Origin of the sequence: Rhodococcus coprophilus NBRC 100603 (genome assembly GCF_001895045.1) — a bacterium.
Lineage (GTDB): Bacteria > Actinomycetota > Actinomycetes > Mycobacteriales > Mycobacteriaceae > Rhodococcus > Rhodococcus coprophilus.
This window is the reverse complement of record NZ_BDAM01000005.1, coordinates 261,500-277,553: the sequence shown is the minus strand read 5'-3', so window position 1 is coordinate 277,553 and position 16,054 is coordinate 261,500. Positions and strand designations below refer to the sequence as shown.

General features: G+C 68.3%; 15 protein-coding genes. 6 read left to right on the top strand and 9 right to left on the bottom strand.

All coding sequences use genetic code 11. The features are described from left to right. Positions 1-55: 55 nt before the first annotated feature. Positions 56-1,000: a hydroxymethylglutaryl-CoA lyase-like TIM-barrel protein gene (locus RDCOP1_RS10045; protein WP_072699982.1), complete on the top strand. Its 945-nt coding sequence runs from the start codon at positions 56-58 to the stop codon at positions 998-1,000. Between the two features lie 32 nt (positions 1,001-1,032). After that, a complete protein-coding gene (locus tag RDCOP1_RS10040; RefSeq protein ID WP_072700415.1) occupies positions 1,033-1,989 on the top strand; it encodes a glycerate kinase in 957 nt (318 codons plus the stop codon). Between the two features lie 15 nt (positions 1,990-2,004). Here RDCOP1_RS10040 and RDCOP1_RS10035 read toward each other — a convergent pair whose 3' ends face one another. From RDCOP1_RS10035 to RDCOP1_RS10010, 6 genes are all read right to left on the bottom strand, one after another. Then, positions 2,005-3,078 (bottom strand): hypothetical protein, encoded by a 1,074-nt coding sequence (locus RDCOP1_RS10035; RefSeq protein WP_072699979.1) that lies wholly within the window; start codon positions 3,076-3,078, stop codon positions 2,005-2,007. 97 nt (positions 3,079-3,175) lie between these two features. Next, positions 3,176-3,697 carry an LppA family lipoprotein gene (locus RDCOP1_RS10030; protein ID WP_084722541.1) on the bottom strand — a complete coding sequence of 174 codons (522 nt, stop codon included), beginning with the start codon at positions 3,695-3,697 and terminating at the stop codon, positions 3,176-3,178. After that, positions 3,694-5,304 (bottom strand): alpha/beta hydrolase, encoded by a 1,611-nt coding sequence (locus RDCOP1_RS10025; RefSeq protein WP_072699978.1) that lies wholly within the window; start codon positions 5,302-5,304, stop codon positions 3,694-3,696. Before RDCOP1_RS10025 ends, RDCOP1_RS10030 begins: the two co-directional genes overlap by 4 nt. A gap of 112 nt (positions 5,305-5,416) precedes the next feature. Next, positions 5,417-7,942: an ABC transporter permease gene (locus tag RDCOP1_RS10020; RefSeq protein ID WP_072699976.1), complete on the bottom strand. Its 2,526-nt coding sequence runs from the start codon at positions 7,940-7,942 to the stop codon at positions 5,417-5,419. A gap of 13 nt (positions 7,943-7,955) precedes the next feature. Beyond that, positions 7,956-8,717: an ABC transporter ATP-binding protein gene (locus RDCOP1_RS10015; protein ID WP_072699974.1), complete on the bottom strand. Its 762-nt coding sequence runs from the start codon at positions 8,715-8,717 to the stop codon at positions 7,956-7,958. Between the two features lie 109 nt (positions 8,718-8,826). After that, positions 8,827-9,588 carry an SDR family NAD(P)-dependent oxidoreductase gene (locus RDCOP1_RS10010; protein ID WP_072699972.1) on the bottom strand — a complete coding sequence of 254 codons (762 nt, stop codon included), beginning with the start codon at positions 9,586-9,588 and terminating at the stop codon, positions 8,827-8,829. 147 nt (positions 9,589-9,735) lie between these two features. On the opposite strand from RDCOP1_RS10010, the gene RDCOP1_RS10005 reads away from it, so the two are divergent. Beyond that, positions 9,736-10,506, top strand: coding sequence for a deoxyribonuclease IV (locus RDCOP1_RS10005; RefSeq protein WP_072699971.1), 771 nt, complete (start codon positions 9,736-9,738; stop codon positions 10,504-10,506). Positions 10,507-10,676: 170 nt separating this feature from the next. Here the strand turns inward: RDCOP1_RS10005 and RDCOP1_RS10000 are convergent, their stop codons facing one another. From RDCOP1_RS10000 to RDCOP1_RS09990, 3 genes are read right to left on the bottom strand one after another with little or no spacing between them, the layout of a single operon-like run. Further along, positions 10,677-11,270 (bottom strand): TetR/AcrR family transcriptional regulator, encoded by a 594-nt coding sequence (locus tag RDCOP1_RS10000; RefSeq protein WP_072699969.1) that lies wholly within the window; start codon positions 11,268-11,270, stop codon positions 10,677-10,679. Then, a complete protein-coding gene (locus tag RDCOP1_RS09995) occupies positions 11,267-12,022 on the bottom strand; it encodes an ABC transporter permease (RefSeq protein ID WP_072699967.1) in 756 nt (251 codons plus the stop codon). The genes RDCOP1_RS10000 and RDCOP1_RS09995 overlap by 4 nt, the downstream gene beginning before the upstream one ends. After that, positions 12,019-12,756 (bottom strand): ABC transporter ATP-binding protein, encoded by a 738-nt coding sequence (locus RDCOP1_RS09990; protein WP_072699965.1) that lies wholly within the window; start codon positions 12,754-12,756, stop codon positions 12,019-12,021. The genes RDCOP1_RS09995 and RDCOP1_RS09990 overlap by 4 nt, the downstream gene beginning before the upstream one ends. A gap of 126 nt (positions 12,757-12,882) precedes the next feature. On the opposite strand from RDCOP1_RS09990, the gene RDCOP1_RS09985 reads away from it, so the two are divergent. The 3 genes from RDCOP1_RS09985 to RDCOP1_RS09975 all read left to right on the top strand — a co-directional run bounded on the left by RDCOP1_RS09985 (position 12,883) and on the right by RDCOP1_RS09975 (position 15,992). Further along, positions 12,883-13,470: an AMIN-like domain-containing (lipo)protein gene (locus tag RDCOP1_RS09985; protein ID WP_072699962.1), complete on the top strand. Its 588-nt coding sequence runs from the start codon at positions 12,883-12,885 to the stop codon at positions 13,468-13,470. 108 nt (positions 13,471-13,578) lie between these two features. Beyond that, complete coding sequence (locus tag RDCOP1_RS09980) at positions 13,579-15,480, top strand: ABC transporter ATP-binding protein (protein WP_072699960.1); 1,902 nt, start codon at positions 13,579-13,581, stop codon at positions 15,478-15,480. After that, on the top strand, positions 15,477-15,992 hold the full coding sequence (locus RDCOP1_RS09975; RefSeq protein WP_072699958.1) for a mycothiol transferase: 516 nt from the start codon (positions 15,477-15,479) through the stop codon (positions 15,990-15,992). Before RDCOP1_RS09980 ends, RDCOP1_RS09975 begins: the two co-directional genes overlap by 4 nt. Positions 15,993-16,054 lie beyond the last annotated feature (62 nt).

Here is a 16,054-nt window from a genome sequence, read left to right as displayed (position 1 = left end):
CGCGCGACCATACTGGTCCCAGAAGAACGGTGCGCGCGAGGGTGGAGGCGAGAGGGTGACCGAACCGAAGAACGGGAACGATCCTGCAGGGGGTGCGATCCTCCGGGACGTGACTCTGCGGGACGGCCTGCAACTCACCGGGAAGATGCTGCCCACCGCACGCAAGGTCGAGGTGGTCCGCGCGTTGCTCACCGCCGGCGTGCCGGAACTCGAGATCGGCTCGCTCGCACGACCCGATCTGGTGCCTCCGATGGCGAACACACTGGAACTGGTGTCCGCTCTCACTCCCGAAGAACTCGACCGGTGCTGGGTGTGGGTCGCGACGCCCCGGCACGTGGAGAAGGCCGCCGCAGCGGGTGCGCGACGATTCCAGTACTGCTTCTCGGTGTCCGACGCACACAACCGCGCGAACATCGGCCGCGACACCGACGACAGTCTCGAGGCGATGCCGGCCGCCGTCGAACATGCACGAGCAGTGGGCGGCAGCATCCAGTTGTGCCTGGCCACAGCCTTCACATGTCCGTTCGACGGCCCGGTCGACCCCGACCGGGTGCTGGAGATCGCGAACGACCCCCGGGCCGACGGCGCAGAGGACATCGTCCTCGCCGACACCCTGGGTCAAGCGGTGCCAGGTCAGGTGGAGTCGCTGGTGAACCGCATTCGCACGGAGTCACCGCAACGGCGCATCGTCTACCACGGGCACGACACGTGGGGGCTCGGTGTCGCGAACAGCCTCGCTGCGGTCGCGGCCGGAGCGGGCGTGGTCGACGGTGCGCTCGCCGGACTCGGTGGGTGCCCGTTCGCACCCGGGGCGAGCGGCAACACCGCCAGCGAAGACCTGCTGTTCGCGATGCGTCCGACGTGGCTGAACCCGGCCCGGTTCGGGGCTCTCGTGGAACTCGGTGAGGACCTCGTCACCGAACTCGACGAACCGAACCGATCCCGCGCCCGCCAGGGTGCGCGGTCCGAGGCGGAGGCCTTCCAGTGGGTGCTGCGGTGACCTCACACCGCGGCGACGAGGCGGCCCGTGCCGTGCGAATTCTCATCGCGCCCGACAGCTTCAAGGGGACGTACAGCGCCGACGAGGTCGCCGACGCGATTGCCCGAGGCGCCGAGTCGGCGGGACATCGCGCCACACGCATGCCGGTTGCCGATGGTGGCGAGGGCACGTTGGCGGCTCTGACCGGACCCCTCGGGTTGGAGACGATCCGGGCCGACGCGGTGAATCCGTGGCGTGCGCCGTGCCGTGCGGTCTTCGGTCTCGGGGCGGACGGCACCGCGGTCGTCGAACTCGCCGCCGCCAGCGGTATCACCACACCGCACGACGGTCCGCGTGATGCGGTCACCGCCGATACCTACGGGACGGGAATGCTCATGGCCGAGGCGGCGCGGCGCGGGGCCCGGCACATCGTCGTCGCAGCAGGAGGTTCCGCGACCACCGACGGTGGGCTCGGTGCAATCGCCGCGATCGACGATGCGGGCGGCCTCGGGGACACCCGCGTCACCGTCCTCACCGATGTCACGACCCGGTACACCGATGCGGCTCGGGTCTTCGGGCCGCAGAAGGGCGCCGACTCCGCAACGGTCGAACTCCTCACACGCCGGCTCGAGGATGCCGCTGTGTCACTGCCCCGCGACCCCCGTCCGATCGCGGGAACCGGTGCGGCCGGCGGATTCTCGGGTGGCATGTGGGCGCGGTTCGACGCGGAACTGCGCTCCGGTGCCGACTTCGTGCTCGACTCCGTCGGTTTCGACGCGGCGGTGCGCTCCGCCGATCTGGTGGTGGTCGGGGAAGGCAGGCTCGACGGGCAGTCGCGCGCGGGCAAGATCGTCTCCGCTGTTATCGCCCGCTGTGACGGTGTGCCGGTGGTCGCCGTCGTGGGCTCGGTGGGCGACGACCTCGGGGACTATCGGTCGCGGTTCACGGACGTGGTGGTCGCGTCGGATATCGACGCGATGATCCGTGCGGGCGCGGAACTGCGCGTCTGACACGGCTCTTCGACGTCAGGGCGTGACCGGACGCCCCGGCGCGCACGGATCCGGCTCGGCGGGCACGGGCGCAGCCGGGGCGGTGCCTCGGTCTGCTGCGGCCGGGCCCGGCAGATCAGGATCGGACCCGCGGACGGGCCACGACACCGGCCGGGCTTCGCCGCACGGGTCCTGCGGCACCGCGACGGGAATCTCCGGTACGGGCACCGCCACGGACGCGGACGCCGGCGCGGGCTCGGGCGTGGGTGCAGACGAAGACACCGGCATGCTCGTGTCCGGCGCGGCATCCCTCGTGGGTACGATCCCGCCGACGGCCACCGCGAGTCCCCCACCGAGAATCGCGACGAGGGCAACGAGAACGGCGAGCAACGCCGCTCCCCGGCCCCGGCCCGCGGGCACACCGGCGACGGCCGCCGGACCGTTCCGTTGGGCGGCGACGAGCGACGCACCCGTCGCGCGATGCCAGGGCACCCCGTGGGGTGTGATGAACGGGACACCCAAGATCGTCGCGAGTTCTTTTGCCGGAGCGGCGTCGCCGGGCTCGAGGTCGAGGAAGACCAGTGCCCCCGGGGTCTGTCCTGCGCGGGCGATCGCTTCGTCCATTGCCTCCGGCAGCGATTCGGAGTAGCCGCCGAACACATTGCCCGCCGGGGTGACCGAGGCGAGCACGGCACGCGATCCGGTGTCGACGATCGACGCGGATTCGACGTTCCCGGTGCGGGTGTGGACTGCGAGCACGGGCGCCGACGCGAGTTCCGGGGCACCGGCGAGGTATGCCAGCCTGGCGTCGTCGAGTGCGACGATCTCGACAGGAGTCTCGGTGACGGCCCCGATCGCGTCCGCGATCTCCCCTGCCTCGGCGGCACCACCCGTTGTGACCGTCAGGCCGATCGACAGGATCGACAACGACGCGTTCGCGGCGCGCTCGGTCATCGCGACGACGGCTGCCGCTGCGGTGTCGGCAGGGTTTGCAGCGCGCCCCGCGACGTGGCGCTGGGAGTCGAACGGTCCGAGGGAGGGCACGTCGGCGTCGACGAGCACCGCACACACTTCACCGTCGTCCACGGCAACGCCGAGCATCGGGCGCATATGTCTCTGTCCCCTCGCCGACTCACAGCTTGGCAGCACGGAAAGCACGAGCGTAACCGACCGGACGGGCGGATCTCGGGACAACCCACCCCGCGCGTCACTCCCGGTAACAACCAGTGGTGACCGCTACCGTCGAGGCGACGTAGCTCCCGAAGGTGATGTACGAACCGTCTTCGGCGAACATGCGGAAGGCGAAACCTACGTCGGGTGGCATCACGAGTGGTTCGTGGAATCCCGCACGCGCCGCGACCTTCTCGAAGACGGCACTCGCGCGGCTCAGCGCGTCGGCGGGCACCGGCATATCCGAACCGTAGATGGGCAGGTGCACGAGCGTGCCTGCGGCGCCGTCGGGCAACGTGCACCCGGCGGAGGACCTCGCGAACCTCTGTGTGAAGCGCACGCCGGGGAACTCGGCGGACAGCGCGGTGAGGATGTCGTGCTGGACTCCGCTGTAGAACTCGACGGCGCCGCGGCTGGTCGAGGCGACCGGTTCCGGTTTCGCGACGGGTACCGGGCGTGGTCCGCAGCCGGACAGGGCGGCGAGGACGGCGAGGACGGCGATCAGGGCACTCACCCCGATTCCGGTGCGCCGCGTGCGGTCGCGGGTGGCCCGGGTCATGCTGCACTCCGTCCTGCGGCACCGGCGACCACCGCTGCGACTTGGTAGGAACTCGTCGATCCGGGCTGGAGATAGGAGCTGTGCCCGGTGATTGCCGTGAGCGGCTCACCGGTGGCCGATGTCCCCTCTCCCGACGGGAGGTGGGTCAGACCGTCGAGGAAGCTCGGGTCACCGCTGAACGTCCCGACGTCGGCGAACGCGTCGCGCCGGGCCTCGACGAGAAACGCTGCGCCTACCGGCAATCCGAGTTCGCGCACGTCGTCGGTGCCGATTCCGGGTGCTCCGAGGAATACCGCGGCATCGGCGTCGGCGCCCTGCCGGAGCGCGAGGCCCGCGACCAGGGCGCCGTAGGAATGCCCCACGACGGTGACGTCGGGGTCGCCGTCGCGGGAGGCTGCCAGTCCGTCGAGGAAACCCGAAAGACGCGGGGCAGCGATCTGCGCGGCGAGGTCGGAGACAGGGCTGCGCTCGGTGTACGCGAGTCCCCAACCCCATTGCGGCGCCTGATAATCCAGCCATGTGACAGCGGCGACCGAGCTGCCGGGACCGGAAGTGTCGCCGAGATGGCGATGCGCTTCGTCGCGCAGCGCCGAGACCTGTGTGTCGTACCCGCCGAGACCGCCCTGGAGTGTGGAACCGGCACCCGGCACGAACACCGCGACGTGTTCGGCGTGGTCGACGTTCCCGACCGCAACCGCCGCCATCGCCTCTCGGCCCGACAGGTCGAGGGAGAGGAGATACCTGTCGTCTCGCGCGAGCACCTCGTCGAGCGCATCGAGCGCCGCAAGCTTCTTGTCCGTCTGTTCGAGTCCGGCGTCCGCGGCGGTGAACAGGCCGCCGAACAGGTTGCCTTCGAGTTCGAGCCGCAATCGCGCCGCGACCTCTTCCAGTCGTCGTCGCTCGACGTCGAGCAGCGCACGGTTCGCCGCGTCGCGAGCCCCGGCCGGGATGCCGTCCAGCGCACCGATCGCGCCCGGCCGTCCCGCCAGGAGTGCGGTGCGGTCCCGCTCGTCCAGAGCGCGCCACCACTGCGCCACCGCGTCGGCCGGAGTACCCGGTTCGGGCGTCGCGGGCAGGTGGGCAGGCTTCGTTCGGGTGCCATCGGGCCACAGCCACTGCTCCTGCCCTGCGGGGTGGTGCTCGTCGAGTTCGCGCGAGAGCGTGGCCGCTGCCTCGTCGTCGAGTTCCGTGGCGCGCGCGAGCAGTGCCGCCACCCGTGCTTGGATCCCGGCCCGGTCGGCGGGTGCTGCGGAGACGCCGGACATCGGCTGGACGGTTCCGTCGTCGGTGACGACGAAACCACTCGCGGCCGCAGCCGTGCGCGTCGCGTCCAGCTCGGCATGCAGCATGCGCAGTGCCGGTGCGACCAGGATGGCGCACTCCTGCACGCGGCGGATCGAATCTCGTTGGTCTGCAATCGCCGTGGCGTACGCGACGAAAGCACTCGCGGCGGATTCGTGCGTGTCACCGCGCCAGCGGCCCCCACAGTCCGATTGCGTGGTCACTGCTTCACGCACACCTTCGACGCGAGCGGCGCACCGGCCCAGTTCGTTTTCGAAGTCGTTCAGCGCGTCGGGATTCCACCGTACGAGGTCGTGCAGGTTCATCCTCTCCACCCCCTGCCGCGCAGCTTAGGGACAGAGCAGCGGCCGGCCCGGCGGAGTTTCTCCGCCGGGCCGGCCGCTGTGGATGAAAGGGAAGACTGTGGAGTGTTCCCGATCAGAGGTCCGAGATCGCCTCCAGGGGAGGTGTCTTCGCCGCACGATTACCCGGCCACAGGGCTGCCAGCACGCCGATCACACCGGATGCGATCAGCATGCCTACGACCTGCGACCACGGCACCGAGATGATGTCGAGTCCCTGGTCGGCGAGCGTCCGTACGAACGCCCAGCCGAAGGAGAGTCCGAGAATCACCCCGACGATCGCACCGAACACCGCGATCAGCAGGGACTCGAGATAAATGGTGCGCCGTACCTGGCCTCGTTGCATCCCCACCGCACGCAGCATGCCGATCTCACGTCGCCGTTCGACCACCGACAGCGCCAGGGTGTTGACGATGCCGAGGATCGCGATGACCACAGCGAGAGCGAGCAGCCCGTACAGGATGGCGAGCACCGTATCGATCTGCTGTGCCTGCTGGCCCTTGAACTGTTCACGGTCGAGGACCTGGACGATCACGAATTCCTTGGTGGCGGCCTCGAGGCCGGACCGCACGGCACTCGGGTCCGCTCCATCCGCGGTGTTCATCAGCACGACGATCGCCGACCGGGTCGCCGGGGGTGTGAACTGCTCGTAGATCTGCTGGGACATCACCCAGGGGCCGATGATCTGGCTGTCGACGTAGACACCGGCGACGGTCGCATCCACGGTATCGCCGTCACGACTCGTGACGGGGATCGTCGAGCCGACCGTCCAGCCCTTCTCACTCGCGGTGCTCTGGTTCACGAGCATTTCGTTGCCCGTGGCCCCCGGCGCGCCGTCCACCATCTGCAAATCGATCACGTCGTCGAGCACGCCCGTCGCCGACGTGCCGAAACCGTCGTCCCCGCCGACGTTCGCCCGCACACCGTGGACCGGCACCACCTCGACGACACCTTCGACCCGTTCCGCCGCGTCGGCCGCAGGGAGCGGAACGCCGAACCCTTGGGGTCCGGTGAGCATGAAGTCGGCTTGGACACCGTTGTCGACGGCAGCGTCCACGCTGGCCTTCGCCGACGAGCCGAAGACACCGATCACGGACACGAGCATCAGGCCCAGAGTGAGAGCGAATGCGGTGGCCGCGGTGCGGCGCGGGTTGCGGGTCGCGTTGGTGCGCGCAAGTCGCCCGACGGCGCCGAACGGGCGCGCGAACACCCCACCGAGAGCACCGACGACGGGCCGCGACAGCGCCGGTGCGGCGAGCATGACCGCGACGACGAGCAGGAATGCTCCACCGCCCACGGCGGAGGCCGCACCTCCACCGGTGCCCTGTGCACCGAACACGACGAGCACGACACCGACGACGGCCGCGACCACGCCCGCGATCGTCCGCACCCGCAGGCCTTCGACGGTCCCGGTGGACTCCTCCCGCATCGCGGCGACGGGCGGCACCCGTGTCGCGCGACGTGCCGGGGCATAGGCGCTGACCGCGGTGACGACAATCCCGACGAGCAGGGCGACGACGACCGTCCGCGGCGCCAACTGCAACGGACCCGACGGCAACCCCAGATCCGCGGCGTTCAGAGCGGCACGCAGGCCGTAGGCGAGGGCGACGCCCGCCGCGATACCGATGACGCTGCCGATCAGTCCGACGACGAGCGCCTCCAGCGTGACGGAGCGGCCGACCTGCTTGCGGCTCGCCCCGATGGCTCGGAGCAGCGCAAGTTCGCGGAGTCGCTGCGCGACGATCATGGAGAAGGTGTTGTAGATGATGAACGTTCCCACCAGCAACGCGATCGCACCGAACGCGAGCAGGAAGTAGTTGAGGAAGTTCAGCGCTTCCGAGACCTGGGACTTCGTCTCCTCGGTGACTTCGGCTCCGGTCTGCACCTTCAGGTCGGGAAGAGCCGCCGCGACCTCGTCCCGCAGTGCCTCCGGGGACAGGGAGCCGTCGCCCGCGATGTTCAGGAATTCGACGTGTCGGCCGTCGGTGAACAGCGTCGACGCCTGAGATTCGGTGAACATCGCCCCGACGTACCCGCCGGTGTCGGTCTCGAGGTTGTAGATACCGCTCACCGTCACGGGAACCATGCCCTGCGCGATGGAGAGGATCGACGTCTGACCTCCGACCGTGAGGCCACCGCGCTCGGCGGCGCTGGCGTTGAGCGCGATCTGGCCGTCTTCGAGCGGCGGGGTGCCCTCGATGAACTCCCGCGGTTCGCCGACGAATTCCTCGGGCGGGAAGTAGGCGTACCCCTCCACCGGGGCGCCCCCGGTCTGGATCGCGGCACCGTCGGAGCCGAGAAGGACGAGGGTACCGCCGATGTACGGGCTGGTTCGGCCGACGGCGGGAAGCGCCTCGACCGTCGCGATGTCCTCGACAGGCACGCCGCTCGAACCGGATTCCTCCGTGCTGACGCGAACGTCGACGCCCTTTGCGACGTCGCCGAAGATCCCGTCGAACGTGCGCTGCAACGTATCGGTGAAGACGAACGAACCGGTGATGAAGGCCGTGCCCAGTACGACCGACAGCACGGTCAGCGCGAGCCGCACCTTGTGGGCGGCAAGGTTGCGCAGAGCCACCTTGCGAATGGGATTTCCACTCATGCTCGGATCGCTCCTACTTCGCCAGAGGTGACATGGCGGCGGGATCGAACTGCTTCATGCGATCCAGGACCGAGTCGGCGGTCGGGTCGCGCATCTCGTCGACGACACTGCCGTCGGAGAGGAACACGACGCGATCGGCGTATCCCGCGGCACGCGGGTCGTGCGTGACGATCACGACCGTCTGACCGAACTCGTCCACCGAGGCGCGCAGGATGGACATCACCTCGCCGGACGAACGCGAGTCCAGGTTGCCGGTCGGCTCGTCACCGAAGATGATTTCGGGACGGCCGACCAGTGCGCGCGCGCACGCGACGCGCTGCTGCTGCCCACCCGACAGCTCACCCGGCCGGTGACCGAGCCGGTCGCCGAGGCCGAGGCGCCCGACGACCGTGTCCAGCCAGTCCTTATCGACCTTCCGTCCGGCGATGTCGACGGGCAGCGTGATGTTCTCGAGCGCGGTGAGCGTGGGAACGAGATTGAACGCCTGGAAGACGAAGCCGACGCGGTCGCGCCGCAACTGCGTCATCTCCTTGTCGGACAGGCTGGTCAGATCGGTATCGCCGATGAACACCTGTCCGGAAGTCGCGCTGTCGAGACCGGCCAGGCAATGCATCAATGTCGACTTGCCCGATCCGGACGGGCCCATGATGGCGGTGAACTCGCCGGTGGCGAATTCCACCGTGACACCGTCGAGTGCGTGAACGGCGGTTTCGCCGGTTCCATAGATTTTCTTGAGATCCTGGGATCGGGCTGCGGGAGCCGAGTGCGATGGCATGTGACCATCTTCCTCGGCTCCCCCCTCTTGCACCATCGGGGAGGACCCTGATCCCCTTTTCAGGGAACCGCCGGGTGCGCAGCCACCACGACCGTGGACAGTCGGCGGGTCAGGCCCAGCGTGCCTGACCCCCGTCGAGCGGGACCGTCGCGCCGGTCAGATAGCGGGCGTCGTCGCTGACGATCCACGCGACAGCGCGACCGATGTCTTCCTCGCAGTCGCCGATGCGCCGCAGCGGGATGGTCGCGACGAACTCCGCGGCCTCCTCGGGGCGGTTCTCCGTCCACCACGCCAATCCCGGCGACATGGCGTGGGGGGCGACGGCGTTGACCCGGATACCGTCGACACCCCATTCGGATGCGGCGGCCCGGGTCAACGACCTCAATGCCTCCTTGACCGAGGCGTACCCGCCGTATCCGGACATGTCCCAGCGCACGGCCGCGGAGGTGACCATGTTGACGATCGAGCCCCCGCCGCGCGCCTTCATGATGGGGTGGACCGTCTGCATCGCATGCAGCGCCGCGATCGGCCCGCTGCGGTAGGCGTTCTCCATCAGCTTCGCGGTCAGGTCGAGGACCGGTCCGAGCGGGTTGAGACTGGCGTTGTTGACGAGGATGTCGACGCCGCCGAGCAACTCCGCCGTCCGCTCCACCGTGGCTGTGATCTGGTCGAGGTCGGCGATGTCGCACGTGAGAGGCTCTGCTGTGCCCCCGATCTCCCGGATCTGCCGGACGGTGTCGTCGAGCTTGCTCTCGGTGCGGCCGGTCACCGCGATCGCCGCTCCTTCGCGAGCCATCGCCAGCGCGACGCCCTGACCGATTCCTTGCCCGGCACCCGTGATCAGCGCAACCTTGCCGTCCAGCTTCCCCATGAGATCTCCCGTCGTCGGCGACCGGTCGGATTCGTCGAAGGCGCTGCTGCCCCTCGGCGGTCGCGGGTCGACCCGAATCAAGCAGATCCCGCGACCCGGCGCGGCATTGCGGTCCCGGTGACCGGGAAGCTCCCCTACGCTTGGTCCATGCGGATAGGCGCGCACGTCCGTCAGGACGACGACCCCATCGGGCAGGGTGAACGGCTCGGCGCCGACCTGGTGCAGCTGTTCCTCTCGGACCCGCAGAAATGGGACACCCCGGGTGAGCACCCGCGGAAGGATCAGATTCTCGCCTCCGACATCGACGTGGTGGTGCATTCGCCGTACGTGGTCAACGTGGCGAGCCTCAACAATCGGTTGCGGATGCCGTCCCGGAAGGCCGTCGCCGAACATGCCGACGCCGCGTCGAAGATCGGGGCGTTCGGTCTGGTGGTGCACGGGGGGCACGTGCGTGACGGCGAGAATGTCGCGGCGGGCGTCGAGAACTGGCGGAAGCTGTTCGAACGTCAGGAGGACAAGGGCGGGTTCGCCGTTCCGATCCTCGTCGAGAACACGGCGGGTGGCGATTTCGCGATGGCGCGGTACGTCGACGCGATCGGCCGGTTGTGGGACGCGATCGGCGACTACGGTGCGGGCTTCTGCCTCGACACGTGCCATGCCTGGGCAGCGGGCGAAGATCTCGCCGATGTCGTCGATCGGGTCAAGGCCGTCACCGGACGAATCGACCTGGTGCATCTGAACAATTCGCGGGACGAATTCGATTCGGCACGAGACCGGCACGCGAACCTCGCGGACGGCACCATCGACCCACAGGTGCTCGTCGCGATCGCCGAAGCGGCCGGTGCGCCGGTCGTCCTCGAGACGCCCGGCGCCGGTATCGCCGACGACATCGCATACCTGCGCGAGCACACCGGCTAGGAGGTCGCGGGGTCGCTGTCGCGCCGGCGATGCCGTCCACCTCCCGGTTTGGCACCGGTCTCGACGTCTCGTCGACAACGCCGGTGTCCACGCGTTCCTGCCGTCGCTTCACGCCTCGACGTCACCCCGGCTCGTCATGATCTCCAGCGGGACGGGTTCGTTCGGAATGGTCAGCCGGGCAGTTCGCCTGTGAAATAGCGCTGCAGCGTCGGAGCGATGACCTCGACAACCTGCTCCGAAGGCAGAGACGCCAGGGGTTCGAAGGCCAGCACGTACCGCACGAGCATGATGCCGGTCATCTGGGTTGCCACGAACTCCGCACGCAACCGGCCGGTTCCGGCGGGCCGGTCGATGCGGGCGACGAGCGGGTCGAGGGCGACCTCGAGCAGGAAAGTCCGGATCAGTCCGCTGTCACCGCCCGCGATCTCGGAGCGGAACATCGCGACTGCGGCATCGCGGTGCGGTGAGTCCCACACCGCGAGGAGCGCAGTGGCGAGGGCGCAGCCGAGGTCCTCGAGGGGAGCTTCGTACACGGGTGCGAGGACCTCGCGGGGATCGACCGGAAGAGCGATCGACGCGGTGAAGAGGTCGACCTTGGAACCGAAGTAGTGGTGAACGAGGGCAGGGTCGACATCGGCTCGTTTCGCAACCGCCCGAATGGTAGTTCTCTCGAATCCGTTGGCCGCGAACATCTCCCGTGCGGTGCCCAGGATCGTTTCGCGCGCACCGGAGCGTCCCGGCCGCCGGCCCGGCCGGGGGCTCACGCTGTACGGCGACGAAGTGTCGCCGCCCCGAGTGCCAACCCCACCGCGACGAAGCCGGCGACGACGATCAGGTCGCGGATCATCAACCCGGTCGTTCCCGGATGGTCGGCGACTTGTTGCAACGCTTCGACCGCGTAGCTGAGGGGAAGGACGTTGCTGGCCCAGCGGAGCCAGTCCGGGAGATCTGCCCGGGGGACGAGCAGGCCGCACAGCAGGAACTGCGGAATCACCAGCACCGGCATGAATTGCACGGCCTGGAACTCGGTGCGGGCGAAGGCACTACACAGCAACCCGAGCGAGACGCCGAGCACCGCCACCAGTATGGCGATCACCAGCACCCAGAGAACGGATCCTTCCGCACTCACCCCGAGTAGCCCGAACGCGACGACGCACGCCAGGCCGGCCTGCACGACCGCCGCCGAGGAGAAGGCGCTCCCGTATCCGGCGAGAAGGTCGATCTTCGCGAGCGGTGTGGCAAGAATCCGTTCCAAGGTTCCGGAGATCCGTTCACGTTGCATCGCAATGGAAGTGACCAGGAACATCACCACGAACGGAAGTATCCCGAGCATGACGATCGCGATGCGGTCGAACAAGGTCCGGCCGTCCGGCCCGGCCGGCGTGTTCTGGTACATGAAGTACAGCAGGATCATCAGGAGACTCGGCACCAGGGTGATCATGGCGACGGTGCGCCGATCTGCTTTCAGCTGCCGCAGAATTCGTTCGGTGGTGGCGGCATACGCAACGGGATTCATGACTGTGCCTCCGTCCGCGTACGGATCAGCCGGAGAAACGCGTCCTCGAGGAAAGCTTCTCCGGTCTGTTCCCGCAATTTCGCGGGGGTGAGTTGAGCGACGAGCCGGCCTTCGCGCAGCAACAGCAGGTCGTCACAACGATCGGCCTCGTCCATCACGTGGCTGGACATGAGCACGGTGACCCCTCGCCGTGCAAGTGAGCGAAAGTGTTCCCAGAGTTCGACTCTCAGAAGCGGATCGAGCCCCACGGTCGGCTCGTCTAGCACCAGGAGCTCGGGATCACCGACGAGCGCGCACGCAAGCGACACGCGTCCGAGTTGGCCGCCGGACAACTCGTCCGCGCGCGTCCGGGCGTGGCTGGTCAGACCCACCGCCTCGATCGTTGCACTCACAGTGGAGCGCGGCCTGCCGTACAGGGAGGCGAAGTAGGCGACGTTTGCAGTGACGGTGAGATCCGGGTACACGCTCGCCGATTGGGTGACGTATCCGACCTTGCGACGAAGTTCCGCGGTCCCTGCGGGGAGACCGAGCACGGTCACGGTGCCGGATTCGACGATCTGGCTGCCCACGATCGAGCGCATGAGGGTGGTCTTTCCGCATCCCGACGGGCCGAGCAGTCCGGTGATCGAGCCTCGTTGCGCGGTGAAGTCGACATTGTCGAGCGCGAGGTGTGGTCCGCGGCGAACCGATAGCCCGCGCACGTCGACAGCGAAGGAATTCGATGGTGAGTTCATCGGAAGCTCAATTCATCGAGTGTTGAAATGTTGGGTAGTGCCCACTGTCCGCCGTGATCGGATCGACGTCAAGGCCTCCCGAGCGCCTGCCCGATCCGCGGCGTTCGACGCCGTACCATGTGCCCCATGATTCGCACCCGCATCAGCCTCGCCGTCATCACCGCCGCGTTGGTTCTCGCGGGTTGCTCGGTCTCGGGCGGCGAGCCGGCACCCGCACCGGCCGTATCGGTGGACACACCGACGTCGCAGGCACCCGAGCCGGAATCCGCGAACGTCCCCACCGACGCGGCCGACAAGGTCTCCGCCGCAGGCGCGGGAGCGAAGCTGACGGTCACCGACATCCGGACCGGAGTGCACGAGAACTTCGACCGTGTGGTCTACGAACTCGACGGCGAGGGCACGCCGGGCTGGCGGGTCGGCTACGTGGACGAAGCTGTCCAGGACGGGAGCGGCAACGCGGTCACCGTCGCGGGCGACGCCGTCCTGCAGGTATTGATCGACGGATCGGCCTACCCGTTCGACAGCGGCGTCGAGCCGTACGACGGACCCGATCCCGTCCTCGCCGCACCCGGCGGTTCCGTCGTGGAGGTCAGCGGCTCCGGCGTATTCGAGGGCGTCACCCAGTCGTTCATCGGTGTCTCCGAAGGCGGCACTCCGTTCGCGGTCTATTCCCTCGCCGACCCCACGCGGGTGGTGATCGACGTCGCCCGCTGAGGCGACGAGCAAGAACGGTCGGTGCTCCGGACCGCCGGTACCCCCTAGGCTTGACCTCCAGCGCACTCGAGGTTCTACCGTCGGGTGCGAAACGAGGAGGCCCCGTCCATGAGCATGGAAATCACCGCGTGGAACGCGATGTACAACGCGATGCACGCGGAGAGCGATCGACGCCCGTTCTCGCGGGCAACGCTGAAACGGATCGCCGCGTTCGCGCGCCCCCACCGGCGGAACATCACGAGCTATCTCGCCTTGAGCGTCGCGATCGCCGCGCTCGGCGTCGCTACCCCGGTGCTCGCCGGGCGCGTCGTGGACGCGATCGTCGACAACGCCGCGTTGTCCGTGGTCGTGTGGCTCGCGGTGATCATCGCCGCGATCGCTCTGGTCGAGGCCGGCCTCGCGATCGCGAACAGGTGGCTGTCGGCGAGCATCGGCGAGGATCTGATCCTGGACCTGCGCACCACCGTGTTCGACCACGTCCAGCGCATGCCCGTCGCTTTCTTCACCCGTACGCGCACCGGCGCCCTCGTGTCCCGGCTGAACAACGACGTGATCGGCGCGCAACGCGCATTCAGCGACACCTTGTCCGGCGTCGTCGGCAACCTCGTGACACTCGTCATCACGCTCGTGGTGATGCTCGGAATCTCCTGGCAGATCACCCTGCTCGCGTTGCTGCTGCTGCCCATCTTCATCGTGCCCGCGCGCCATATGGGTGCCCGGCTGGCACAACTGAGCCGTGAAGCGGCAAACCACAATTCGGTGATGAACACCCAGATGACCGAGCGGTTCTCGGCGCCCGGGGCGACACTGATCAAACTCTTCGGCCGGCCGGCACAGGAGTCGACCGAGTTCGCCCTCCGCGCGCGGCGGGTGCGCAACATCGGGGTGCGCACCGCCATGTTGCAGAGCATCTTCGTCACCGCGCTGACCCTCGTGTCCGCGCTGGCACTCGCGCTCGTCTACGGGCTGGGCGGCTTCTACGCCCTGCGCGATCAACTCGATCCCGGTTCGGTGGTGGCCATGGCCATGCTGCTCACCCGCCTGTACTCGCCACTGACCGCTCTGGCCAGCGCGCGCATGGACGTGATGAGTGCGATGGTGAGCTTCGAGCGTGTTTTCGAGATCCTCGACCTCGAACCCCTCATCAAGGAAGCGCCCGACGCTCGCGCCGTGCCGAAGGGCCCGGTCTCCGTCGAACTGCGCGACGTGAGTTTTGCCTACCCGTCAGCCGACAAGGTGTCGCTCGCGTCGCTCGAGGAGGTCGCGGTGCTCGACTCCCGCGGCGGGAACACCGTCCTGCACGACGTGTCGTTCCGCGTCGAACCCGGCCAGATGGTCGCCCTGGTCGGATCCTCCGGGGCTGGTAAATCCACCGTCGCGCAACTGATTCCTAGGCTCTACGATGTCGACTCCGGAAGCGTGTCGCTGAGCGGGATCGACGTACGCGAGCTCACCGCGGACTCCATCCGCGCGACCGTCGGGCTCGTCACCCAGGACGGGCACCTGTTCCACGAAAGCGTGCGCGCGAACCTGCTGCTCGCCCGGCCCGGTGCCACCGACGAGCAACTGTACGACGCACTGCGCCGGGCACGACTGTCCGAATTGATCGCGTCGCTGCCCAACGGGCTCGACACCGTGGTGGGCGAACGCGGGTACCGGCTCTCCGGAGGGGAGAGGCAACGTCTCACGATCGCACGGCTACTGCTCGCCCATCCGCAGGTCGTCATCCTCGACGAAGCCACCGCACACCTCGACTCGACATCCGAGGCCGCTGTACAGGAGGCCCTCACCGAAGCACTTGCGGGACGAACATCGGTGGTCATCGCGCACAGGTTGTCCACGATCCGGGCCGCCGACCAGATCCTCGTGGTCGAGGACGGCCGGATCGTCGAACGCGGCACCCACGCCGAGTTGCTGGCGGCAGGTGGCCGGTACGAAGAACTCCACCGGACCCAATTCGCGAATTCAGGACCGCATTCGTCCGCATTGGTTCCGACACTGGAGTCATGACCACGAACGAAACCGAACTCATTCTCTCGCTGCTCGACAACCAGTACTCGGCGCTCCGCAATGCGGTCTCCGGCCTGACCGAAGACCAGGCACGTTCTGTGCCGAGTGCGTCGTCCCTCAGCCTCGCGTCGCTGCACAACCATCTCGTGAATGGGCACGCCACTGCCGCCGACCGGATCGCGGGCACGGTGGACCCGGACCGCGATCCCGTCGAGGACTGGCAGTCCGGGTGGCTGGTCGCCGACGCCGACAGCGCGGCCGACCGGCTCGCACGACTCGACACCGTCGCCGAACAGTTCGCCGCGGTGCTGCGTACCGAACCCGACCTCGACCGCGTCGTCGACCTGCCGGCCGAAATCGCCCGGTGGCTGATACACGACGGCCCACTCACCGTCCGGTTTCTTGCGCTGCACCAGGTCGAGGAGTGGGCTCGTCATGCCGGTCATGCCGACGTCATTCGTGAATCGATCGACGGCGAGACCGCCGGGACGCTCAGCGGCGAGACGTGGTGATCCGACGGCCCGACACGGCGTCCTGACACCGGACGGCCCGACACACAGATGCCCCGGCAGCC